The sequence below is a fragment of the Streptomyces sp. 1222.5 genome (assembly GCF_900105245.1).
Taxonomy (GTDB): domain Bacteria; phylum Actinomycetota; class Actinomycetes; order Streptomycetales; family Streptomycetaceae; genus Streptomyces; species Streptomyces albidocamelliae.
The window spans coordinates 885294-909010 of sequence record NZ_FNSZ01000001.1 but is presented as its reverse complement, the minus strand read 5'-3'; the positions used below and the strand labels follow the sequence as shown (position 1 = coordinate 909010).

The 23717-nt window shown below is 71.5% G+C and carries 19 protein-coding genes; 10 read left to right on the top strand and 9 right to left on the bottom strand.

Annotation, left to right across the window (positions count from 1 at the left end; all coding sequences use genetic code 11):
* Positions 1 to 94: 94 nt before the first annotated feature.
* Together BLW57_RS04120 and BLW57_RS04115 are read right to left on the bottom strand one after the other, a co-directional pair.
* Positions 95 to 979, bottom strand: coding sequence for an alpha/beta hydrolase family protein (locus BLW57_RS04120; RefSeq protein ID WP_093472217.1), 885 nt, complete (start codon positions 977 to 979; stop codon positions 95 to 97).
* Complete coding sequence (locus tag BLW57_RS04115; RefSeq protein ID WP_306822960.1) at positions 976 to 1929, bottom strand: VlmB-like protein; 954 nt, start codon at positions 1927 to 1929, stop codon at positions 976 to 978. Before BLW57_RS04115 ends, BLW57_RS04120 begins: the two co-directional genes overlap by 4 nt.
* A gap of 379 nt (positions 1930 to 2308) precedes the next feature.
* Here BLW57_RS04115 and BLW57_RS04110 point away from each other — a divergent pair, with 379 nt between their 5' ends.
* Positions 2309 to 2788, top strand: coding sequence for an SRPBCC family protein (locus tag BLW57_RS04110; protein ID WP_218137953.1), 480 nt, complete (start codon positions 2309 to 2311; stop codon positions 2786 to 2788).
* A gap of 34 nt (positions 2789 to 2822) precedes the next feature.
* Here BLW57_RS04110 and BLW57_RS04105 read toward each other — a convergent pair whose 3' ends face one another.
* Positions 2823 to 3416: a TetR/AcrR family transcriptional regulator gene (locus BLW57_RS04105; RefSeq protein WP_093472214.1), complete on the bottom strand. Its 594-nt coding sequence runs from the start codon at positions 3414 to 3416 to the stop codon at positions 2823 to 2825.
* A 179-nt stretch (positions 3417 to 3595) separates the two neighbouring features.
* Between BLW57_RS04105 and BLW57_RS04100 the strand changes: the two genes are divergently transcribed.
* The gene (locus BLW57_RS04100) at positions 3596 to 4351 is read left to right on the top strand and encodes a thioesterase II family protein (protein WP_093472212.1); all 756 of its coding nucleotides are present in this window, start codon (positions 3596 to 3598) and stop codon (positions 4349 to 4351) included.
* Positions 4352 to 4374: 23 nt separating this feature from the next.
* Entirely contained in the window at positions 4375 to 5847 is a 1473-nt protein-coding gene (locus BLW57_RS04095) for a YhgE/Pip domain-containing protein (RefSeq protein ID WP_176985450.1), read from the top strand.
* 127 nt (positions 5848 to 5974) lie between these two features.
* Here the strand turns inward: BLW57_RS04095 and BLW57_RS04090 are convergent, their stop codons facing one another.
* Complete coding sequence (locus BLW57_RS04090; protein WP_093472209.1) at positions 5975 to 6784, bottom strand: alpha/beta fold hydrolase; 810 nt, start codon at positions 6782 to 6784, stop codon at positions 5975 to 5977.
* A gap of 207 nt (positions 6785 to 6991) precedes the next feature.
* Between BLW57_RS04090 and BLW57_RS04085 the strand changes: the two genes are divergently transcribed.
* Complete coding sequence (locus tag BLW57_RS04085; RefSeq protein WP_093472208.1) at positions 6992 to 7753, top strand: SDR family NAD(P)-dependent oxidoreductase; 762 nt, start codon at positions 6992 to 6994, stop codon at positions 7751 to 7753.
* Positions 7754 to 7794: 41 nt separating this feature from the next.
* Here BLW57_RS04085 and BLW57_RS04080 read toward each other — a convergent pair whose 3' ends face one another.
* From BLW57_RS04080 to BLW57_RS04070, 3 genes are all read right to left on the bottom strand, one after another.
* On the bottom strand, positions 7795 to 8769 hold the full coding sequence (locus tag BLW57_RS04080) for a zinc-binding dehydrogenase (RefSeq protein WP_093472206.1): 975 nt from the start codon (positions 8767 to 8769) through the stop codon (positions 7795 to 7797).
* Positions 8770 to 8771: 2 nt separating this feature from the next.
* Positions 8772 to 9818 carry a 3-oxoacyl-ACP synthase III family protein gene (locus BLW57_RS04075; RefSeq protein ID WP_093472204.1) on the bottom strand — a complete coding sequence of 349 codons (1047 nt, stop codon included), beginning with the start codon at positions 9816 to 9818 and terminating at the stop codon, positions 8772 to 8774.
* Positions 9819 to 9941: 123 nt separating this feature from the next.
* Positions 9942 to 10994, bottom strand: coding sequence for a ParB/RepB/Spo0J family partition protein (locus BLW57_RS04070; RefSeq protein WP_256339377.1), 1053 nt, complete (start codon positions 10992 to 10994; stop codon positions 9942 to 9944).
* Between the two features lie 609 nt (positions 10995 to 11603).
* On the opposite strand from BLW57_RS04070, the gene BLW57_RS04065 reads away from it, so the two are divergent.
* The gene (locus BLW57_RS04065) at positions 11604 to 14729 is read left to right on the top strand and encodes a non-ribosomal peptide synthetase (protein ID WP_176985449.1); all 3126 of its coding nucleotides are present in this window, start codon (positions 11604 to 11606) and stop codon (positions 14727 to 14729) included.
* The gene (locus BLW57_RS04060; RefSeq protein WP_093472199.1) at positions 14726 to 17545 is read left to right on the top strand and encodes a beta-ketoacyl synthase N-terminal-like domain-containing protein; all 2820 of its coding nucleotides are present in this window, start codon (positions 14726 to 14728) and stop codon (positions 17543 to 17545) included. Before BLW57_RS04065 ends, BLW57_RS04060 begins: the two co-directional genes overlap by 4 nt.
* Before the next feature lie 791 nt (positions 17546 to 18336).
* Here BLW57_RS04060 and BLW57_RS04055 read toward each other — a convergent pair.
* On the bottom strand, positions 18337 to 19272 hold the full coding sequence (locus BLW57_RS04055; protein WP_093472198.1) for a LysR family transcriptional regulator: 936 nt from the start codon (positions 19270 to 19272) through the stop codon (positions 18337 to 18339).
* Between the two features lie 135 nt (positions 19273 to 19407).
* On the opposite strand from BLW57_RS04055, the gene BLW57_RS04050 reads away from it, so the two are divergent.
* A complete protein-coding gene (locus BLW57_RS04050) occupies positions 19408 to 20235 on the top strand; it encodes a 3'(2'),5'-bisphosphate nucleotidase CysQ (RefSeq protein ID WP_093472196.1) in 828 nt (275 codons plus the stop codon).
* A gap of 35 nt (positions 20236 to 20270) precedes the next feature.
* The gene (locus BLW57_RS04045; protein WP_093472195.1) at positions 20271 to 20867 is read left to right on the top strand and encodes an NADPH-dependent F420 reductase; all 597 of its coding nucleotides are present in this window, start codon (positions 20271 to 20273) and stop codon (positions 20865 to 20867) included.
* A gap of 512 nt (positions 20868 to 21379) precedes the next feature.
* On the opposite strand, the gene BLW57_RS04040 is transcribed toward BLW57_RS04045, so the two are convergent.
* Positions 21380 to 21853: a hypothetical protein gene (locus BLW57_RS04040; protein ID WP_143050263.1), complete on the bottom strand. Its 474-nt coding sequence runs from the start codon at positions 21851 to 21853 to the stop codon at positions 21380 to 21382.
* 475 nt (positions 21854 to 22328) lie between these two features.
* Here BLW57_RS04040 and BLW57_RS04035 point away from each other — a divergent pair, with 475 nt between their 5' ends.
* Together BLW57_RS04035 and BLW57_RS04030 are read left to right on the top strand one after the other, a co-directional pair.
* Positions 22329 to 23048, top strand: coding sequence for a DinB family protein (locus BLW57_RS04035; protein WP_093472191.1), 720 nt, complete (start codon positions 22329 to 22331; stop codon positions 23046 to 23048).
* Between the two features lie 175 nt (positions 23049 to 23223).
* A complete protein-coding gene (locus tag BLW57_RS04030; RefSeq protein ID WP_093472190.1) occupies positions 23224 to 23622 on the top strand; it encodes a peptidoglycan-binding domain-containing protein in 399 nt (132 codons plus the stop codon).
* Positions 23623 to 23717: the final 95 nt, after the last annotated feature.

Here is a 23717-nt window from a genome sequence, read left to right as displayed (position 1 = left end):
TCGCCGCCGGCCGTCCGGCCAGCACACGAAGGGCGTTCCTCCCCCGCAGATCCGGGGGGAGGAACGCCCTTCGTGTGCGTATGTGCGAGCCCTGTCAGTGCGCGTGGTGCCGGCCGAGCCATTCGGAGATCCGCTCCGCGATGCCCTCGCCGTCGCGTGCCCACCGGACGTGGTCGAGGCGGGCTCCGTCCTCGGGGGAGAAGTGCCAGCGGTCGATCGTCGCCGAAGGCAGTTTGGCGCACAGGCGGTCCACCGCGCGGCGCGGCGCCAGTCGGTCGCCCTCTACGGACACGGCCAGCACGGGGAGCGCGGCCCCGGGCATGGCCGCCTCGTAGTCGAAGTCCGCCCCGGCCGGGGCGAAACGGCCGGTGCGGCAGATCCTGGCCCAGTCCCGCATGAGCCGCGCGGACTGGCGGCCGCCGAAGCCGAGGCGGTGACCCGGCCAGTAGCCCCAGAGCGAGGCGACCGCGGCGATGAAGTGGGTGGCGGCCAGTACACGCAGCCGGGCCGACCCGGAGAAGCCTCGGTGGTCCACCGAGCCGGCCGCGACGAGGATGACGCCGTCCGCGCTCTTCGGGTCGTGCGCCGCGTGCAGCACGCTGACCTGCCCGCCGATGCTGTGCCCGAGCAGGAACAGCGGGACGTCGGGGTGGAAGCGGTCGCGTGTCGCGCGGATGACGGCCGGCCAGTCGCGGGTGGCCAGTTCGTGGTAGCCGTGCCGGGTGTGCCGCCCGGCACGGGGGCGGCTGTCGCCCTGGCCCCGCAGGTCGACGGCGACGGTGGCGATGCCCCTGCGTGCGAGGTGGGCGCGGAACGGCCCGTAGTAGGACGCGTTCACACCGAGCGCCGGACAGATCACGACCACGGCCCGCGGTGCGGACCGGGCGTCCACGACGCTCGCGCCGAGGTGCTGGACGCCGTCCCGCGCGTCGGGTACCTCGATCCGCCAGGTGCTGCCGTGCGCGGATCCGGTCGTCATGACGCCTCGTCCAGGAGCATGTACTTCAGCCGGGCGTCCTGGGTCTCGCGCGACCAGCGCTCCGCGGCCGCCATGCGTTCCTCGATGCCGGTGTCCACCAGGCGCCGACCCGGCCAGATCTCGTGGTCACCCAGCAGGTGCCCGTGCTCGGCGAGCCCTTCCTGGAAGAGGGACTCCCGCCGGTACAGGACGTCCTGCATGGGCAGTTCGTCCCACAGTCGACGGCCCTCTCGGACCAGGTCGAGCAGCCCCGACCGGGCTTCCGGGCGGTCCATGAGGTACTGGCGGACGATCGCGCTGCCCACGGCCAGATGACGGATCTCGTCCATGTTCGCTCCCCGCTCCACCAGGGCGGCGGAGGGGTCGAGCACCTTCCACTTGCGCTCGCTGAGCTCGGCCGCGGGCGCGAGGATTCCCTCGACCAGAACGGTGAGGACGAGGACACCGCCGTAGAAGTCCTGCCGGTCCCGCAGGACCGCCAGACCGAACTCCTCCAGGGGGTCGAGGACGGCGGCCCCGGAGCTCGCGGCGGTCCGGGCGACGGCCGCGTCGACTTCCTGGGCGGACATGCCCGCGACCAGCAGGTGGTCACGGAACGCACGCGCATGCCGTGCCTCGTCGACGAGCTGCGTCGTGTAGAACTCCAGACACTCCCGGTCCGGGGCGTGGAAGACGAGGAAGGACAGGGCGCGGGTCGCCTTGTCCTCGGCCAGCGTACGGAAGGCGAACTCGTCGACGAGCGCTTCCCGCAGGGGGCCCGGGCGCAGCACGGCCTCCGTCGGGGGCGCGGCCGTCACGGTGCCGTCCGACAGCCGGCGCAGCATGGAGCCGGCCACATGCTCCAGCCAGTACGGCAGGTCGCACTGGCCCGGGGTCAGTTCGAGTTCGCGGGCGCCTTCGAGTACGCCCGGGGCGCTGTCCCAGTCGGCTTCCACGGGAATTCGGGTCACAATTCGGTCCTTCTGGTCGTGAGGCAATGCGGCACAGTGGAATGTCGCTTTCCGGTGGCCGGATGAACGAAAGGTCGGTGGATCGTCCGCGCGAAAACCGTGCGCGGCACGTCGGCGGAATGCCGAGGTCCGAGGAGCCGGCCGGAGGCGGCTGATGTGCTTCCTCGTCCGTCATTCCTGCTTGTAAGGGCGTGACCTGCCGAAGTTCGCGCGAGGGCGCGCGTTGAGAACGATGCGTCTCGTTCTACCGTAGATCGGTGCACGGCGACCGTCAAGGCCCTTTGTCCGCCTGCCTGTTGCTGGTTGCCGTCGGCGTCCGCGGCTGGTTAAAGTCCCGCCGATCCGGTCTCGTCGCAATCCTTTATTCGGCTCGGGAGCAATGATGAATCGTCTGTGGAAAGTCGAGGAAAGCGTCCTCGTCGACGCGCCTGTGGCGGAGGTGTACTCCGCGGTGGCCGACGTGCGGAACCTGGGGAAGTGGAGCCCGGAGTGCTTTGCCGTGTGGTCCCGGGGCCGGGGCGCCGGCGCGGGCTCCGCGTTCGTCGGCTTCAACCGGAAGGGGCTTTTCGTCTGGTTCACCACCTGCCGGGTGACCCGGGCCGAGCGGCCGGACGAGTTCGCCTTCCGTGTCACGGCGTTCGGGCTCCCCGTGGCCCTGTGGGGGTACCGCTTCCGGCCGGAAGGGGATGTCACCAGGGTCACCGAGTACTGGGAGGACCTGCGCACCGGCCCAGGCGCCCGGGCGGCGGAGTTCCTCGGGCGGGTGTTCACCGGCACGCGTCCCGTCGACCGGGCGGAGGTCAACCGATCCGGCATGCGCACCACGCTCGGCCGGATCAGGGCGGCCCTGGAGGGCTGAGCGCGCGGTGGCCGGCCTGACGGAGGGCCGGCCCTCAGATGCCGTTGAGCAGGATCGAGATCAGCTTCTCGGTGAACCCCGGCTCGGCCGGCCGGCGGCGCACCAGCAGGCGGATCCACAGCGCGCCCGCCATGGCGTCCACCAGGAGGGCCGGATCGAAGTCGGCGGGCAGCTCTCCTCGTTCCACGGCCCGGATGAAGACCGGCTGGTGGCGCCCGAGCCGGTCCTCCAGGAAGTGCGTGACGAGTTCGCGCATCGCCTGATGACGGACCGCTCCCACGAGGGCCGCCTCCACCACGGCACCCGTGCGGGGATCGTCCAGGAGTTCCTGGACCTGCGAGGCCAGGTCGGTCAGGTCGCCCGCCAGACTCCCGGAGTCCGGGAGCTCCAGGGCCATCGAGCCCGAGTGCAGCAGGGCGTCGCGCAGCAGCTCCGACTTCGACGGCCACCAGCGGTAGATGGTCGTCTTGTTGACACCTGAACGCTGGGCGACGCCCTCGATGGTCAGTTCGTCGTAGCCCTGGTCGGCGAGCAGTTCGAGGCAGGCGGCGAAGATGTCGTCCCTGCGCCGGGGGCCGCGCGACCCTCCGCCCGCCTGCCCGCCGGAGGCGGTTCCACCTGCTGCCATGACGACCTCCGACCGGCCCGACAAGCCGAACGCAACGTTGTGTTGCGCCAAGTCTAGTCGCCCCCGTAGACTCAAAGTGCAACGCACCGTTGCGTTGCGTTCTGGGGTGTCCGAGGCATTCCACGCCCCACACGGCGGAACACCTCGGGTCGGGGGCCGAGCCCGCTCGAAGGGGAAACATGAACGTCCGTGTCGTCTGCCTGCCTTACGCGGGCGGCTCCGCCCACGCCTACCGGCCCTGGTCCGCGCACATGCCTCGGGCCTGCGAGCTGATCGCACCGGAACTCCCGGGCCACGGCCGCAGAATCGCCGAGGCGCCCCACGCCGGCGTGGCACGCGTCGTCGAGGACGTCCTGCCGCGTCTCGGTGACCCCACCGCCCCGATGATCCTCTTCGGGCACAGCATGGGCGGACTCCTCGCCCACGAGGTGTGCCACAGACTCTGCGAGCTCGGCACACCTCCCAAGGCGCTGGTGATCTCCGCGATGGGGCCCGGCGAGCTGCTCGACGCACACGCCAACCACGCACTCGCCGACGACCCCGACGCACTCCTCGACCATGTGGCCCGACTGGGCGCGACACCCGACGAAGTGCTGGCCCAACCGCAGATGCGCGCCCTCGTCCTGCGCCCGCTCCGGGCCGACATGCGGCTGCTGGCCGAGGCCGGCACCGCACCGACCCGGCCGGTGACGGTCCCGCTGTACGCCCTGGCCGGCGAACAGGACGTCGTCCACCCGCCGAGCCACGTGGCCGCATGGCAGCACCACGCCCGCCACTGGGAGGGGCTGCGCCTGTTCACCGGCGGCCACTTCTTCCCCTGGCAGGACGACGCCGTGCCGCGGTTCCTCGCGGGCCTGGCGCGAACAGCGCTCGCCGAGCACGCCGTCGCGGGGGAGCAGGCCCAAGGCCTCTCGCCCCTGCCCCGCCCCTCCTGAACGACTCGACGAAGGTGATTTCCTTGCGCGCCAAGACACTGTGGCAACAGCCCAGGACATGGATCGTGGTGCTGATCGGATCCCTGCTCGCGGGCCTCTGCACCGTCAGCTACCTGGGGCCGGCCTCCGATCCCGAGACCCGACTGCACAACCTGCCCCTGGTCCTGGTCAGCGGGGACCGCGGCGCCCCCGGACCCCACGGCACCGTGAACATGGGCGCCGACCTCTCCGACGCCGTCACCCGCGCCGCACGCAAGGACGGACGTGTGCACTGGACCGTGGTCCGCACGCGCGCGGACGCCGGGCACATGCTCGACTCCCAGGAGGCATACGGGGCCCTGGTGGTGCCCTCGGACTTCACCCGCCGAACGCTGGCCCTGCTCGGCACCGGCCCGAGCACCCGGCGCCCGGTGCTCGAACTCGTCGAGCCCCGCGGAGTCAGCGGTGTGGCGGCCTCGACGACGGACAGGCTGATGCGCCTCACCGTGGCGCGGGCCTCCAACCGTCTCGGCGCGCAACTCAAGAAGAAGGCGGCGGCCGACGCCCGGCGCGGTCACACCACCACACCGGCGACGGACGCTCCCGGCGCGGCGGCCGGCACACCTCCCCCGTCCACCGGGACCACCGACACCGCGCCTCCCACCGGAGCCACGGGCACGCCCGGCCCCGGAGCCGGGCACCCCGGCGCCTCCGGGACCGCTCCGGTCACCCGGGCCGGGCCGGTGCCGGCAGGACTGCTGGCCCTGCTCGACGATCCCGTCGGCGTCCGTACCGCCGTACGCCAGCCGCCCTCCGGACCCGTCGGCTCGGCCGCCGGATCCCTCCCGCTGTACATCGCCATCGCGCTGCTCATCTCGGGCCTGGTCCCGGCCACACTGCTCACCATGTTCGTCGACGCCGGGCTCGGATACGTGCCGTTGGAGATCGGCCCCCGTCGCATCGTCCAGCCCCTGATCCGGATCACCCGCTCGTCCACGTTCCTGGCCAAGGCGGTCCTGGGGATCGCGGTGGGAGGTGTGGCGGGCGCCGTAGTCGCCGGAGTGGCGCTGCGGATGACAGACCTTCAGCCCGGTGACACCGGTGCGTTCGTGCTGTTCTGCAGCGCCGCGTGCGCGGCCGTCGCCCTGCTCACCCTGGCCCTCTTCGCCGTGTTCGGGGCACCCGGCCAGATCCTCGCCCTGTTCACGGTGACCATGGTCGGCGTACCACTGTCCGCGGGGGCCATCCCCGAGGAGGAGCTCTCCGGCGCCCACGACACCCTCGGCAAGGCCCTGCCCGCACGCCACGTCGTCGAAGGGGTGCGCTCGCTCCTCTTCTTCGGCGGCCACGGCGACCGGGTCCGGCTGGCCTGGCTGGTGCTGGGCGCCTACGCGGCCGGAGCCGTGCTCGTCGGCTGGGCCGTCTGCCGCTGGTACGACCGCCGCGGCTACCACCGTGCCCAGGAGCACGAGTTCGTGCCCCGCCCGGCGGCCGAGCCCGCCGTGGCGGTGCCGTAGCGGGTCGCACCGGCCGCTGCACGAACGGCCCTGCGGGCCCGTCCCTCACCTCCGGAGGGGCCCGCAGGGCCGTTGCCGTTGCCGCGCGCGGGCCGGTACCCGGCCGTGCGTCCGGACCCGCCGCCTCTCAGCCGGCCGCTTCCGGCTGCTCGCCCGTCATCGCCGACAGGACCTCGCAGCCGCGGCGGACCACCGCGGCGAAGACGTCCGGGTCGGTGAGTGACAGCAGGTGCGGGCCGGGGACATGGACGAGCCGGACGGGCGTGCCGGCGTCCCGCACCCGGCGCAGGAACCGGCGCTCCTGGACGCGGAACAGCGGGTCAGCGAGCCCGTTGGCCATGACCACCGGCGTCGTGACCCGCGAGGCGAGAGCGAGGGAGTCCCACCGGGAGAGCTCCGCGAGGACCTCGCCGAAGGCGTGCCGGGAGATCCCGCCCGCCATGATCCCGGCGAAGCTCTCCCGCGGCAGCGCCGCGCGCAGCGCCCTCTCGTTCAGCCGGTACGACCGCTCCTCGCCCAGCAGGCGCTGGAGCAGGGCTGCGCCACGGTGCGGCAGGAGCAGCGGTCCGTTCGTCCTGAGGGTGCACGCGTGGCACAGCAGTCCCGCGGCCCCGCCCGGACCCAGCGCGCCGTAGGCCAGAGCGGTGATGCCGCCGAGCGACGTGCCGGCGACGACCGGCCTGCGCCCGGTCGCGGCGGTGGCCTCGGAGACGGCCGCGCCGATCACCTCGACCGCCGCCTCGAGCGTGAACCGCTCCTGTCGCAGGGAGCCGTGACCCGGCAGGTCGCAGGCCGTGATCCGGAACTCCGGGGTCAGCCGGGCCACGACGGGAGTCCACATGTGGGCGGACAGGCGGATCCCGTGGACGAGTACGAGGGGGCGGCCGTCGTCGGAACCGGAGGTCCACAGACCCGGTCGGTGATGCTGCCTCAGCAAGAGGGAACACTCCACTTCTTGTCGGGCTCCCCCCGCGCGGGGGAGTTCGGGGGAATCGGATCCGCGGCGGGTGCCGCGCGCGCCTCGCGCCGTCCCACCGGCGCCGTGTGCAGGCCGGTGTGCAAACTCCGCACAGAGCCGGCCCGGCATACCATCGGCCGCCTCCGGCGGCGGAATGCGGCCGCCGGAAACCACGGGAGGAGCAGCATGGACATCGCAGGAAGCGTCGCCCTGGTGACCGGAGGCACCTCCGGGCTCGGTCTCGCCACGGCCCGGCGCCTGGTGAAGAGCGGGGCGCGTGTCGTCCTCCTCGGCCGATCCGCCGCGCGCGGGGCCGAGGCCGTCCAGGAGTTGGGCGGTGGCGCCGTCTTCGTGGCCGGTGACGTGACGAGCGAGGCGGACGTCGCCGCTGCCCTCGACACCGCCGCCGAGTGGGGAACGCTGCGGGTGGCGGTGAGCTGCGCCGGCACCGACAGCGCCGCCAGGACCCTCGGCCGGCGGGGCGTGATGCCGCTCGCCGACTTCGAGCGCGTCGTCGCCGCCAACCTGACCGGCACCTTCAACGTCGTCCGGCTCGCCGCCGAACGCATCGGCGAGGCCGAGGAGATCGACGGCGAGCGGGGAGTGATCATCAACACGGCCTCCATCGCCGCGTACGACGGACAAGTGGGGCAGGCCGCCTACAGCGCCTCCAAGAGCGGCATCGTGGGCCTCACCCTGCCCGTCGCCAGGGACCTGGCGCCGTGGCGCATCCGCGTGGTCACCCTCGCGCCCGGCCTCTTCGGCACGCCCATGCTGGACGGCCTGCCCGAGCGGGCCCGGGCCTCGCTCGGCGACCAGGTGCCGCACCCGGCCCGGTTCGGCGACCCGGACGAGTTCGCCGCCCTGGCCGTGCACGTGGTGGAGAACCCCATGATCAACGGCGAGACCATCCGCATCGATGGCGCCCTGCGGCTCGGTTCGCGCTGACACGGCCGTCGGGGGCGGCCACGTGCCGCCCCCGACCGCCGTCACGCGGGCGGGGTGAAGACGATCTTCCCGAACGCCTTGCCGTCCAGGAGCTCCTGAAAGCCCTCGCGGGCCCGTTCCAGCGGCAGCACCCGGTCGACGAGCGGGACGATCCGTGTCTCGGTGCACAGGCGGGACAGCCCGAGCAACTGGTCGCGGGTCCCGAGCGTGGAGCCCACGATGGTCAACTGCCGGAAGAAGACGTGGTTCAGCTCTGCCGGCGGCATCGTCCCCGTCGTCGCGCCGCTGACGACGATCCGTCCGCCGGAGCGGGTGCTGCGCAACGAATGCGCCCACGTCGCCTCACCGACGGTCTCCAGCACCGCATCGACCCGCTCCGGCAGCCGTGCCCCCACGGGGAAGGCGGCGTCGGCGCCGAGCAGCTCCGCGAGCCGGCGTCGCTCCGGCGACCTGCTGGTGACCCACACGCGGCAGCCGGCCGCCGCGCCGAGCGCGATGAGCGCCGTGGCGACACCACCGCCCGCGCCCTGCACCAGCACGGTGTCGCCCGGCCGCAGCGCGGCGGAGACGAACAGCATCCGGTAGGCGGTGAGCCAGGCACCGGGCAGGCAGGCCGCCTCCTCGAAGGACAGCCCCGGCGGTTTGGGCACCAGGTTCCGCCGCGGGACGGCGACCCGCTGGGCGAAAGTGCCGTCGAAGTCCTCGCCGATCAGGGCCCGTTCGGGGTCCAGCGTCTCGTCTCCGTGCCCCGCCGCGGGATCGCCGACGACGGAGTGGACGAGGACCTCGTTGCCGTCCTCGTCGAGGCCGGCCGCGTCGGAGCCGAGGACCACGGGCATGCGCCCCCGGGGGCCACCGACACCGCACAGCGTCCAGAGGTCGTGCCGGTTCAGCGCGGCGGCCCGGACCGTCACGGTCGTCCAGCCGTCGGCGGGTTCCGGCTCGGGCCAGTGCCCGGCGTACAGACAGCCGAGCGGATCCGCGGGATCCGCTCCCTTGGCGGCGATCGCGAACACCGTCACACCTCGCCGCGGGGATCGAAGTGACGGAAGCAGGCGGACCCCCACAGGAACCCGGCGCCGATGGCCGCCAGGACGAGGAGGTCACCGTGCCGGGCACGGCGGCGCAAGGTCTCGTGGAGCACCGTGAACACACTGGCCGCCGCCGTGTTCCCGAAGCGCTGCACGGTGGTCGGGACCCGCTCGGCGGGCACCCCGAGGGTCTTGGCGGCCTCGTTGATGATGTTGAGGTTGGCCTGGTGGAGGAGGATGTGCTGGACGTCCGCCACGTCGACCCCGGCCCGCTGAACGGTCTTCAGCACGGACTTCGGCAGCTTGTCGGTGGCCATGTTCCACACGGCCTTGCCGTTCATCTGCAGATACTGCTGGCGTGCCGCGACAGTCTCCTCGGTGGTCGGCATCCGCGATCCGCCGGCGGTGATCTGCACCTCGTACGACAGTTCGTCGCCGGTGTCCCAGGACAGCAGCCCGTAGCCGGACGGCGTCCTGCCGAGCAGCGCGGCACCGGCCGCGTCGCCGAGGAAGACCCGTGTGGTGCGCTCCTGGGGATCGGTACCCCGTGAGCCCGCGTCCGCACCGATGACCAGGACGTGCTCGAAGGAGGGGTTCTGCAGCAGGTGCGCCCCGGTCAGCAGGGCGTACACGCCGCCGGCGCAGGCCGCCTGGGTCAGGTCCAGCGGCATGGCCCGGTGGGCGCCGAGCTGCTCCTTGACGATCATGGCGGTGGAGGGCAGCGGCTGGTCGGGCGTGAACGTCGTGATGATGATCGCGTCCAGGTTCTCCGGAGCGACACCGCCGTCCGCCAGGGCCTGCCGGGCGGCTTCCACGGCCATGTCCGAGGTGACGCGGCCCTCTTCGAGGAAGCGGCGTTCGCGTATGCCCGTGCGGGAGGTGATCCACTCGTCGGAGGTGTCCAGCGTCCGGGTGAGGTCCTCGTTGGTCACCACCCGGTCGGGGACGTAGAGGCCGGTACCCAGGACGCCGACGGGGTGGCGCAGACCGGTGCCGATCTCGGTGTGGCTCGGCGCGTCGATGATTTCTGTCATGGCTGTGTCCCTTGTCTGTCGCATGGGGTTTCTCGAGGGATCCGTGCGGATCGGCCGGGCGGTGTCCCGAGCGGACGGCCAGGGGAGAGGCGGCCCCTGGCGGGGCGGCTCGTGAAGCGCGCCTCAGGCGGCGAACGTGGTGTGCAACCGGCGCTCGTCGTCAGTTGCACACCCGGCGCTCTCCAGCCGCTCGGCGAACTGCCGCCAGGCGTCGGCGCAGGCGCGCGCGGCCTCGGCGGTCAGGGCGATCCGGTGTCCGGGGACGGCGTCGTACAGGGCGTCCCAGCGCTGCGCGGGGATCAGGCTACTGCTGAGCAGACGCAGCAACAGGCGTCCGTTCTCGGTGTACTTGAGCGAGGGATCCGCCAGCAGACCGGGCGGCGCCGCCGCGACGACGGCATCGGTGCGGTGGGTCGCGGGCTGTGCATGCCGGGCGGTGATCCGCGGCGGAACGGGGCCGCCCGCCGGTTCCGCCGCCGCCCCGGACCGCCGGCAATCCGGCACCTCCGCGGGTGATCTGCCCGCCGTACCGGGCTCGGGCCCCTCGCCTGCCGCGCGCCGGCGCCGCCGCACGGCAGGGGGCAGGAGGTCGTCCCCACGGGCGATACGGGCGCGTACGTCGCGGACCGTGCCGGGGGAGACGCCCGCCAGCCGCGCGATCTGGCGCAGCGAAGCGCTCGGCATCTCGGTGATGAGCCGACCGGCGAGCATGCGGCCCTGTGCGCTGTTGAGTGGCCGGTGCCTGCCGTCACGTCCTACGCGTCCGGCGTGCTGCGGCGCCGCCGCGTGCGCGGACCGGCGGATGTCGCCCACGGTCTTGGGGGACAGCCCGGCCGCCTCGCCGATCGCCCGGTCCGAGAGGTGCCCGTGCGAGCCGATCAGCCGCACGGCCGCCGCGGCCCGGTCGTGCAGGGGCAGTGGCAGTCCGTGCCGGGTGTTCTCCCGCACCGCGATGAGGAAGGCGTCCTGTTCCGAGCCGTCGAAGAAGCGGACGCGGATCCATTCCTCGCCGCGTTCCGTCAGCGCGCGCAGTCGGTGCGTGCCGTCCATGACCCGCATCGAGGGTCTGTGCACGATGATCGGCGGCAGGACGGCCCCGGACTGCGCGAGGGTGCGGGCGTGGTGCACGTCCTCCACGGTGGAGCGTGGGGAGTCGGCCGGCCGGAGCCGGCTCACGGGCACGAGCTCGACCGCGGACAGGACAGCCCGAAGGTCCTCTCGCGATTCCGGTACAGCGGGTCTTTTTTGATCGCTCACCATTCCCCCTGAATTGCGGAGCGGGACGACTGTAGCCGTTGAACGCTCCTGCACAAGTGCCTTTCCGGCGCGGGGTGCGTGGCACCGACGGGCCCTTGACGATGTTGCGGTCCGATCCTACTGTAGAACGAGACGCATCGTTCTAAAGTTGCCGAGTGGATGTACCAACTGCCCCTTGAGCTGGGGCTATCGTGGTCGCCTCGCAACAGCGACCGTCACCGATCCAGAGCGGCTGGAGGGCTCGCCGGTTCGGCGGACGCGACGCTTCAGCGCCGAGAAGCGCGTTCAGCAGGGAAAAGTCAGAACCGGGGGAAAGCATGTCGGGCGTTGCCGAGTGTCATTTTGTGGACCCTTTTTCACGGCTCGTCCCCGGGCATTCCTGAAAGCGCCGAGGACGGTTCACGAACCGCGTCGCGCCGCGGTGGCGCGTGCGTGCCGCCCATGCTCACCATCCCGCGAACCCGGCTGACGGACGAGTTCGCGCACTTGACCAGACCTGATGAGACGTCACCTACAGGGGGTTCGGAAATGCCGCTCAGGGTCGCCCAGCTGACGGCCGCGCAACGCAGGCTCTACTTGCACCAGAAGGTCTTCCAGAACGACATCTCGCACAACCTGGCGTACGTCTTCCGCATCACCGGCGGCATCGACAGCGTCCGCCTGCGCGACGCCGTCGAACGCTTCGTACGCTCGAACGTGGCCCTCAACACCGTCTTCGTCGACCGGGACGGCGACGTGCGGGCCGTCCACGACCCCGGCCTGCGCTACGAAGTACCCCTCGTCACGCACCGGGGCGACGTGTCGGAGCTGCTGAGGGACCGCCTCGGACGCCGGCTGCGCCAGGAGATCCCCGCCGACCGGTGGCCGCTGTACGAGTACACGGTCGAGACCGACGACCACGCCACCTATCTCACCCTGTTCATGTCGCACCTCGTCTGCGACGTCTTCTCCTTCTACAACATCGGGCGGGAGATCGACCGCCTCTACCGAGACCCCGACGCCACGGTGGAAGGAGCCGCCTACAGCCCGGCCGACTTCCCCGACGACGTCTCCGACACCGGCCGGGCCGTGGAGTTCTTCCGGCAGATGCTCGGCGGCCTGCCGTCCCTGGCCCTCGAACACTTGGAGGCTGGGCGCACCCCGGAAGGCACCTTCGAAGGGCGCCACGTGTGGGTGCCGTTCGAGACCGGCCTCACCCGTGCCGTCGACGCCACCATCACCGCCCTCGGCGTGCGCAAGTTCAGCTTCTTCCTGGGCGTGCACATGCTGCTGCTGGGCACCCTCACCGGCAGCCGCACCGTCACCGTGGGGGTCCCCCTCGGCAACCGCCGCCAGGACCCGCTGCGGCCGCTGGCCTTCGGCTACTTCGTCAACACCCTGCCGCTCGCCGTGGACCTCGACGCCCACCCGACCTTCGGGGACCTGTGCCGGGCGATCGAGACCCGCATGGCCTCCCTCATCCGGTACGAGGACTTCGACCTGGCCGCCCACGCCGAAGCGATCTTCCCCGGGGGCACGGTCAGCCGCGTCCTGCCCAGCAGCTCCTGCACCTACTACCGGGAGCAGCTCGCCTTCCACATCGGGGGCCACCAGGCCGAAAGCCTGCACGTCCCGCGCTCGGACCTGGTCCACCCGCTGGTCACCCGGATCGAGGACTTCGGCGACACCTACGGCTGCCACCTGGCCTACACCCACGCCCTGGAGCCGAGCGACCCGCGCGACACCCTCCTGACGACCCTGCGCTCCGTCGCCCGGGGCCACGACGTGCCGCTCACCGACGTGACACGGGTCTCCGCCGGGCACGTCGAACACATCGACCGGATGCTCAACGAACACGCCGACCTCCCCACCGAGGCGTCTCTCCACGCCCTCTTCGAGCGACGGGCCGCCGAGCACCCCTCACGCATCGCCGTGGAGTACGAAGGCGACCGTCGTACCTACCGCGAGCTGGACGAACACGCCAACCGCATCGCCCGCCGGCTGCGCGCCGTCATCCCCTCGGATCACGTCGCCATCGCCATGGACCGCGGCTGCGACCTGATCGCGGTCCTGCTCGGCGTCCTCAAGGCCGGCAAGACCTACGTGCCCCTCGACCCGGCGGCCCCCGAGGCCCGCGTACGGCACATCATCGACCAGTTCGACGCCCTTCCCCTGATCACCGGCCCCGCTGTCTTCCCCGACCTCGCCCACGAGGACCGCATCGCCCTCGACACGCTCCTGGCCGACTGCGCCGGCGAGCCCAGCACCCCCGTGCCCGCCGGTGACCTGCGTGATCGCACCGCCTACGTCATCTTCACCTCGGGATCAACCGGCAAACCCAAGGGCGTCCAGGTCACCCACGCCAACGTCCTGCGCCTCTTCCTCGCCGCCGACCGGCATTTCACCTTCACGGCCGACGACACCTGGTGCCTGTTCCACTCCTACGCCTTCGACTTCGCGGTGTGGGAGATGTACGGCGCCCTGCTGTACGGCGGCCGCCTCGTGATCCCCGACGAGGCCGTACGCAAGTCGCCCCGGCAGTTCGCCGACTTCCTCGCCGAGACCGGAGTCACGGTGCTCAACCAGACGCCCTCCGCGTTCCACCGGCTCAGCCAGAGCCTGGAGGAGCGCCACGCCGACTCCGTCCGGGTGCGCTGCGTGGTGTTCGGGGGAGAGGCGCTGCGCTTCGAGATCCTGAGCCGCTGGTTCGAACTGTTCGGCACCCGGGCCGAGATCGTCAACATGTACGGCATCACCGAGACCACCGTCCACGTGACCCACTACCGGGTGACCCCCAAGGACCTCGCGGAAGCCGGCCCGAGCGTCATCGGCAAGCCCCTGGCCGACCTGGAGATCCGCATCGTCGACCGTGACCTCCGACCGGTGCCGGTCGGCGTACCCGGAGAGATGCTCATCGCCGGCGGCGGGGTGTCCCAGGGCTATCTCGGACAACCCGGCCTCACCGCACAGCGCTTCGTCCGCCTGCCCGGCGCGGAGGGCACCTTCTACCGATCCGGTGACCTCGCACGGCTCCTGCCCGACGGCAACCTCGTCTACCTGGGCCGCATGGACCAGCAGGTCCAACTGCGCGGGTACCGCATCGAACTCGGGGAAGTGGAGACCGCCGTGCGCGCGGTACCCGCGGTCACGGACTGCGCGGTGCTCCTCGACGAACAGGCCGACGAACCCCGGCTGGTCGCCTTCGTGGTGCGCCACGACAGCCCCGGCAGGAACGACCGTGCAGACGATCGAACGATCCGCGCCCTCGTGAAGGACAGGCTGCCCCACTACATGCTGCCGTCCCTCTACGTCACCGTGGACGCCCTGCCCCTGACGATCAACGGCAAGATCGACACGGCGGCACTGCCGTGGCCGCAGGACGAGGGCGGTACGGGCCTGTCCCTGGCCGAGGGCGGCGACGACACGTCACCGGCCGTCGCCACCGTCGCCCGCATCTGGCGGGAGGTCCTCGGCCATTCCGAATTCGGCGCCGACGACCGCTTCTTCGACATCGGCGGGACCTCCGTCCACGTCCTCCAGGTCCATGAACGACTGTGCACCCAGTTCGACGCACCGGACTTCGACGTCATCGACCTCTTCGAACACACCACCGTGCGCGAACTCGCCGCACACCTGGACAAGCCCACCGGAGCCGTCGCCAGGAGCACGGCATGACCGAGGAGTCTGTGAACACCATGAACGAACCCGTGGCCATCGTCGGCATGGCCGTACGGCTGCCGCAGGCCCGCACCCTGGACGCCTTCTGGCACAACCTGCTCGCCGGCACCGAGGCGGTGCGCGAGTTCACCCCGGCCGACCTCGACGAGGCCGGCGTCCCGGAGCGGATACGCAACCACCCGAACCACGTCCCCAGGGGTGTGGTCCTGGAGGACGTCGACCACTTCGACGCGTCCTTCTTCGGCCTCACCCCTCAAGAGGCCCGCGTGACCGACCCGCAGCACCGCGTCTTCCTCGAAACCGCATGGCACGCGCTGGAGGACGCCGGCGTGGCCCCGCACCAAGCCCCGGGTACCGTCGGGGTCTTCGCCTCCTGCAGCCTGAGTACCTACCTGCTCAACAACATCCTCAAGAGCGAACACGCCGGAGACGGAACAGAACTGAGCTACCCCGTCCTCATCGGCAACGACAAGGACTTCCTCGCCACCCGGATCTCCTACCGCCTCGGCCTGACCGGCCCCAGTCAGACCGTCCAGTCCGCCTGCTCGAGCTCACTGGTGGCCCTGCACCAGGCCCTCGCCGCGCTGCGCGACGGCGACTGTGACATGGCCCTGGCGGGAGGCGTCAGCATCACCGTCCCGCAGACCGGCGGACACCTCCACAAGACCGGCGGCATCGCGTCCGCCGACGGCCACTGCCGCCCCTTCGACCAGGCCGCGGGCGGAACCCTGCGCGGCAACGGAGCCGGGGTCGTCGTACTGAAGCGCCTGAGCGACGCCCTCGCCGACCGCGACCACGTCTACGCGGTCGTCCGCGGCAGCGCCGTCAACAACGACGGCCTCGACAAGATCGGCTTCACCGCGCCCAGCGTCCGCGGTCAGTCCCGGGCCGTCTCCGCGGCCCTCGCCTCCTCCGGCGTCGATCCCGAGACGATCGGCTACATCGAAGCCCACGGCACCGGGACCGCGCTCGGCGACCCCATCGAGGTCAAGGCGCTGTCCCAGGCGCACAACGCCCGCTCCGCATGCGCGCTCGGCAGTGTGAAGGCCAACCTCGGACATCTCGACGCCGCCGCGGGCGTCGTCGGCGTCATCAAGACCGCGCTGATCCTGCACCACCAGGTGATCCCCCCGCAGATCAACTTCTCGGCGCCCAACCACCGCATCCCACTGGAGCGCTCCCGGTTCGTCGTCCACACCCAGGCCCAGGTGCCCGACGAGCCCCTCACCCACGCGGCCGTCAGCTCCTTCGGCCTCGGCGGCACCAACGGCCACTGCGTGCTCGCCCGCCACACACCGCCCACCGCCCGACCGGCCCCCTCAAGCACAGCGCCGTACGTCCTGCTGCTCTCCGCGAAGACTCCCCAGGCCCTGGAACGGCAGGCACGGCAACTGCGGTCCTACCTCGACCGTGCCACCCCGCGCCTCGACGACCTCGCCTTCACCCTGGGAGAAGGCCGAACGCACTTCGACGAGCGACTGGCCTTCGCCGTACGTACCCCCGACGAGGCCCGCGCGGCCCTCGACGACTACCTCGAGCGCGGCATACCCGCCGGCGACCATCCCGTGGCCGCCGCGTTCGTCGACGGACAGCACATTCCCCCGGAGCGGCTCGGTGACCTCGATGCCGCTGTGAAGCTCTCGGTCCCGGCCTACCCCTTCGAGCCCGAGAGCCACTGGATCGCCCCGGTGCCCCCCGCACCGGCAGCTGCGCAGGACACGGCCGCGGCCCCCACCGGAGACCCCGGTGCGCTGTCCGCCGACATCCAAGCGGAGATCATCGCGATCCTGAAGAAGCTCCTCGGCGCCGACACCATCGGCGCCGAGGACGACTTCTTCGACTTGGGAGGCGACTCCCTCACCGCCGTCGACGCCGTGAACCTGCTGCGCGACGCGTACCAGGTCGACATCGACCTCGATGAGTTCGCCGACCTCCGCACACCCCGCGCCATGAGCGAGCACGTGGCCTCGCTCCTGTCCGGCACCGCATCCGCGTGGTCCGGCACCGTCCGCGTCCGCGAGGGCAAGGGCCCCCACCTGTTCCTGCTCTACCCGGCCGGCGGCACCAACTTCTGCTACTTCCGGCTGGCCGAACACCTCAGCCACGACGGACCGCTGACCGCCTTCTCCTATCCCAAGGAACTCGGCGACGGCGAGGTCACCATCCGGGAACTGGCCGCGCTCTACGTCCGGCAGATGCGCGCCGTCCAGCCGCACGGACCGTACCGGCTGGCCGGCTACTCCTTCGGCGGCAACCTCGCCTTCGAAGTGGCGCTGCAACTGCAGCGGGCGGGGGAGAAGACGGACGGCCTCTACCTCTTCGACGCCCATCCGCCGGAGGCCTACGTCGGGGAGAGCCTGACCGAACAGGAGTTCCTCGCCGCCTTCCCGCACCTGATGGCCTCCGTCATGCCCGGCACGGAGCCGCAGCCCGACCTGCCCGCACCCCGCACCGTGCAGGAAGCGGTGCAGCTGCTCAAGAACCGCCCGGACTGGATGGCGGCGAACGAGCAGGACTTCCTCCGGTTCATCACCATCTGGCGCCGCAACCACGAAGCGCTGAAGGGCTACTACCCCGACGGCAAGGTACGCGGACGCGTCGTGGTCTTCGACGCGATGGAGGCCCACCCCGAGAAGGAGGTAGGCATGCTCCGTATCAAGCTCCTCGGAAAGGAGCACTGGCGCAAGCACGTCGACGGCGACCTGCACACGGTGCCGGTGCCCGGCAACCACTACACGATGTTCACCCAGGAAGATCTCGTCCCCCGGTTGGCCGCCGCGTTCCAGGCGGAACTGGACACGGCCGGCACCTGACCCGACCCCGGCCCCCAGGGCCCTGAAGCCGGGGTGACGCGGCAGGAACGCCTGCGGCACCCCGGCCGGCCAACAGCTGTGAGCCGCCGGCACCCGGAACACGCCCGGTGTGCGGGCAGCCTCCGATGTCGACGGAACCTGCGCACTCCATCGGAGACGGGTGACGGTGGCGATCTGCCCTCCAGGCACGGCGCCCCCGGAGGTCTTCTTCGTCACGGTCGGTCCGGCCCGTCGCCGGACTGAGCACGGCGCGGCGCCCGCCCCCGGGGGAGGGGGGCGGGGGCGGGCGCTGTTCCTCGCGGCGGCTTTACAGCATGGCGATGGAGCTCGCCCGGTACCGGCCGTTCCCGCTCCGGCACCCGGTGCCGGCCGTGGACGTCATGGAGCCGCGCGGAAGGTGTCGTAGCACTGCTTGCTGCCCGAGTCGATGTCGACCACACAGTTCGTGGCCTGCGCGCGGCGTTCGCGTTCGCGTCGGCGGTGGCTGTGCCCAGGGCGAGAAGAACGGCCCCTGCGGTGACGGCGACTCGGGACGCACGTGACAACGTGGCTCACTCCTGTCTTATTGATGCTTTGTCGACACTCGAGATACTTCCGTCTGGCCCTGGCATAGGCCTGGGCCCCTTGAGGTCCATCGTCGGCGTGACGCGGTTGCGGCGCCGGATACGTCCACGGGAGGCGGCAGGGCGCGCAGGCGTTCGCGGAGGGCGGCCACGTGATCGGCGGGGCGGGCGGCGACATCCGCGGTCCGTGCTCCTGTCGGCCGTGCGGTAGCGAAGTAGTCGCGTGGATCAGCGGGTTGAGCTGCCCGACGTTGTCGGCTGCGGCGCGTCGCAAGAGGTCAGCGCGGCCCGTGCCAGCCCGCGCAGCCAGGCGTGGGCGTGGTCGGTGTCGTAGCGCTGATGCCACGACAGGTATACGGGCGCCGAAGGCAGTTCGAGCGGCAAGGGGAGCACGGTCAGGCCGAGGTCGGCGACCGCGGAGCGCGTGGTGGCTTCGGGGACACTGACCAGGAGATCGGAGCCGCGCGCGAACTCCAGCGCGGCCGATTCCGTGGGCGCTGTCGCGACCACGCGGCGTGTGAGACCGAGCCGAGCGAGAGCGTCGTCGAGGGCGTTGCTGAGGTTCCCACGCCGCGAGACGGTGATGTGCTCAGCGGCGGCGTACTGCTGTGCGGTGACCGTTCGGACGCTGGTGAGGGGGTGCCCCTGCCTCACGACGATGACGAGACGGCTCTCGCCCACGCTCTCGGTGCGGATGTCCGGTGCGCTCGGGCGGTTGGCGTTCGCCTCCAGATCGACCTCGCCACGCCGAAGTTCGGGGGAGTCGGTGCTCGATTCCGCGACGAAGCGCAGTCGCACACCCGGCGCCTGTCCCCGCACGGCCGCGAGCAGCGCGGGCCCGCCCAGGGCGATCAGGGAGTCGTGCCAGCGGAGTGTGAAGGTGCGTTCCAACGTTGCCAGATCGAGCTCACGGCTCGGTGCCAGCACGCCCTGGACCTGGTGCAGCAGCTCGTGGACCTGCTCCCGGACGGCGATCGCATACGGCGTCGGAGTCATCGTGCGGCCGGTGCGCACCAGGATCTGGTCCCCGGTCGTGCGACGGATCCGGCCCAGACTCCGGCTCATCGCGGGGGCGGTGACGTGCAGACGTGCGGCCGCCCCGGCCACACTGCCCTCCTCCAGCAGCGCATCGAGCGCGGCGAGCAGATTCAAATCCAATTGCATGGGAGTCATCCTAGCCGTGCTTTACATGCACTTGAGGTTAACGATGGGCTCTCCTAGCCTTCGAAGTGCGGGCGGCAACACAGCACGCGGCCCGCCCAGTCGACCTCATCCCCCTGCTCAGACGGGAGTACCACCATGCCCGCATCACTCCAGGCCACTACCGCGGCCGCCGGCTCCGCCACCGACGCCGACCTGCTCGCGCAGACCGTGATCGCCGTGCGCACCGCCGGTTCGGTACTGCGCGAGCGCTTCGGCGAGGTGGTCCGCTACCAGACCCGCGACGAGCTGATGCGCGCACTCGCAGCCAACGACGACACCGCCCTGAGCATCCTGCGCCCCCGCCTCACGGAGCTGCGCCCGGACGCCGGTTGGGTGGAGGACGAACTCGACGGCGGCGCGCTGCCGTCCGGCGAATGGTGGGTCGTGGATCCGGCCGAAGGCAACGTCAACCACCTGCACGCCCTGCCGGAGTGGGCGGTGACCGCGACCCTCGTGCGCGACAACCAGCCGGCTCTCACCGCGGTCCATCTGCCGTTGACCGGCGAGACCTACACCGCGCTCGCCGGCGGGGGCGCCCACCGTGACGGAATGCCGCTGCACGTCTCGCAGACCACGGACCTCGGCCTGGGCATCGTGGCCACCAGCCAGGCCCGGCCGGACGAGGACGAGACGGTCGTGCGCCGTGTGGGCTCCTCGATCACCGCGATGCTCTCCGACGCACTCGTCGTCCGCACCGCCGTGCCCGCGACCCTGCACCTGGTGGACGTGGCCGCCGGCCGGATCGACGCCTTCTGGCAGTTCGTCGGCGCCCGAGCGGACCTGCTCCCCGGCGCGCTCCTCGTCACCGAGGCCGGCGGACGGATCTCCGACGCCGAAGGGCGTCCGTGGACCCCGCAGAGCAGCAGCTTCCTGGCCGCAGCACCCGGCGTCCACGCCCAAGCCGCGTCGACGCTCTCGCGCTGACCCGTACGAGAGCCCACCGAGAGGAACGAATCCGCATGAAGAACATCGCAGTACTCGGCAACGGCCGCGTCGGCGGCACCCTGGCCGCCGCCCTCACCCGGGCGGGGCATCAGGTGACCGTGGCGGACCGCACGCCGGGCGCCGCCGCCGATGCCGCCCGGGCAGCCCGGATCGTCATCAACGCCACCCCGGGCGCCGGCTCACTGGAACGTCTCGCGGCGCTGCGCGCCGAACTCCGGGGCAAGATCCTCGTCGACGTCTCCAACGCCACCCTCGACGGACCGGACGGACTGCCCGCCGACCTGCTCTACCCCGGCTCGAGCCTTGCCGAAAAGCTTCAGGAAGCGCTCCCTGAAACCCGCGTAGTCAAAACACTCAACACCATGCTCTTCCCGGTGATGACCGCGCCGGCCACGCTCACCCAGCCGCCGACCGCGTTCCTCTCCGGCGAGGACGCCGAGGCCAAGCACACCGTCCGTGAACTGCTCACCGGCATCGGCTGGCGCCAGGAGTGGATCACCGACCTCGGCGGAATCCAGACCGCCCGCGCGACGGAAGCCGCGATCCTGTTCGTCCCCCACGTGATCCGGTCCAGCGGGCTCACGCCCTTCGCGATCTCGGTCGCCCGCTGATCCGCCCACATCATCCGCCGCGGAGGACCTGGCTCAGGGAGGATGTCTGCTCGGGCCGTGGTCGGGTTCGATTCCGGGGGGCGGGATCTCTGCCCGCCGATACGGCGGCGGTTTGGGGTGAACGGTTGCGTGAAAGCCGTCTCCGCCAAGAACCGCCAGCCTGAACTGCGGCGCTGCGACGCCGCGCAATGATCATCGCCGTGCGGCACAGTCTGCCGCCCGCTACGACCGCGCCGTGCGAGCTGTGCGAGCCTACGAAGGCGACGGCCAAAGCGCCTCGGGCGATGGCGCCGAGCCAGACGGATACGGCCGCCCGCGTCATGCGGCGGAACTGGGCTGGAACAGGCCGAAGCGCCGCCGTCCGCGTGACCAGCCGGCGTGCGCGGCCCCTTCGACAGGTGTGACAGACCGAAGCCCGCTGCGACCACCACCGCGCCGCCGACCGCGTCCGGCCCCCAGTGGTCGCCGAGGTGGCGACGATGGCCGAGACGATGATCGGCTGCGTCATCTGGCTACTCGGAGGGCGATGCCAGTGACTTGATGTGCTTGTGCCAGGCCGCGCTCACGCCGGGTGGAATCTTCGTGGTCAGGCCGCCTTCTCTGGTGAAGGCGAGGCCCTGGCTGTAGGCGCCGCCACCGCAGCCGTCGGACCGGCGGATCAGCTCGACGTCGGAGGACGCGTCGATCTCGGGATGGTTGCTCCCCCGAGGAGTGACCCGAAAACGGACCGTACCGAGGTCCGGGCCCACGTCGTCGGGAAGGCGCAGGGTCACGTGGGTGATGTCCTCCTGTTCGAGGTGATCCCTGACGCACCTGCCCCCTGCGCACAGTTCGTAGGTGGCGCCGGCAAGGTCGGTGTAGCCCCGCTGGAGGAACATCACGCCGATCTGCGAGGTGACGCCGACTCCGGCGCAGGGCTTGGCGCTGCTGCACGCAGACGTGGTCGTCGCCAGGACGGACACGATGGCGAAGACTGCGAGTCTCACGGTTCGTTTCAGCACTTCTTGACCCCTCCTGGGAACGCCTTCTCTGCCAGAGGGATGTCCGTGAAGAACACCGTGCGCTTGCCGTCCCCGCTGTCACCGCACTCGCCGTCGTCACTCACCGGGTCGCAGCCTGCACCCGAGATGACGCCCTTCGCGTTGACCTGCCCGTCACCACGCGCTCGTCCCGTACGAGTTCTCCCTGACCTTGATCAGCGACAGGATGACACGTGCGTGTGGTGGGCGTACGGCGTGCTGGAGTCCGGGGCCTGCGACGGCCGCTCAGCCGGGTGAGCGGTGGCCACCTTGTCACCGGCTACCGGCTGCCGGCACTGCGTAGAGGCCGGGCGCCGGGCGTGCCGCCGTCACGAAGGCGGTCGACCCGGTGCGGCCCCGGAAATCCGTCGCGCCGCGCGCGGGCGTGCCGTTAGCCTCCGCCTCACCGCAGCGAGGCGGCTGACCGTGGAGGGGAACGCACATGGGGACCGAGCGCGTACGGACCGACCGACTGGGCTTGCTGCTCGACCAGTTCGACTGCGCCAGGGAGCAGGCCCGGGTACGGCTGACGGGACTCGGCGACGAGGAGTACCTGTGGGAGCCGGTCCCCGGATGCTGGTCGATCCGGCGCCGGGGCGAGGCGACGACACCGAGGGCGTTCGGCCCGGGCGAGTGGGTGCTCGACCAGGGCGCCCCCGACATCCCCGCGAGCGAGTACGCGGAGGTCGCCCGGCAGGCGGCCGACGGCATGACGGTCGCGAAGATCGCCGAGGACTGGAGCGTGAGCGTCGGACGCGTCGAGGAGGTCCTCCGCCACACCGGCCCGGCGCAACCCGACGACTCTCCGGTCACCACGATCGCGTGGCGCCTCGCACACCTGCACTTCTGCTTCGCGGGGCAGTGGGAGTGGACCTTCGGCGAACGGCGCACCGACCCGAAGCTGCTGGTCGACTTCACCCCGGACGCCGGCCCGGCGCTGGAGCGGTTCTGGTCGCTGCTGGACCGCTGGCGGGACAGCGTCGCCGCCCTGACCGACGAACAGCTCGACACCGTCGGACTCTCGCAGTACCCCTACGGCTCCGACCCCGACGACCCGTACGCGGCCGTGCTGTGGGGCGCGAACCTCGAGTTCATCCACCACATGGCGGAGATAGGCGTCCTCCGCGACCTGTGGGCGGCCCGCGGCACCACTCACCGGTAGCCGGTCCCGTCAGCCCGCCGACGTGCCGCCGGCACCGCGGAGGTTGTACACCGGCCCCGCTGCCGCGACCGGTGGAGGCGGACGTCAACTCGCGGTTCGGCGACGCGGGCAGCCCCGGAACCGTACGTTGTGTGCTGTGCCGTGAGGCACCCCGACAAACAGGGGGAACGAAACGATGCCCACCGTCGCGGCTCTCGCCGCCGCGGGGACCAGCTTCGCCGCACCCGCGGCCGCGCACCCGGCGGCGGCCTCCGAGGCCGTCACCCCGCAGGCGGTGAACAACCTCGGCCTGAGCACCGCCCAGGCGAAGAAGGTCCAGCGCTGGCTGAAGAGCTACTGGCACTACACCGGCTCCATCGACGGCAAGCTCGGCCCCAACAGCTGGAAGGCCTTCCAGCGCTGCCTGAAGAAGTACTGGGGCTACACCGGCCCGATCGACGGCGTCGTGGGCAAGGGCACGATCAAGGGCCTGCAGCGCCGGCTGAAGGATTCCTACGGCTACCGTGGCGCCATCGACGGGATCGCCGGCTCGGGCACCAAGGCCGCCTTCAAGCGCTTCGCCGACGCCCACTGACGACCATCGGGGCGCGGTGACCGCGAACGCCCTCCACCCCTGATCCGGACAAGGGTGAAGGGCGTGGCGCGCCCCGCGGAGGGCATCCGGGGCAC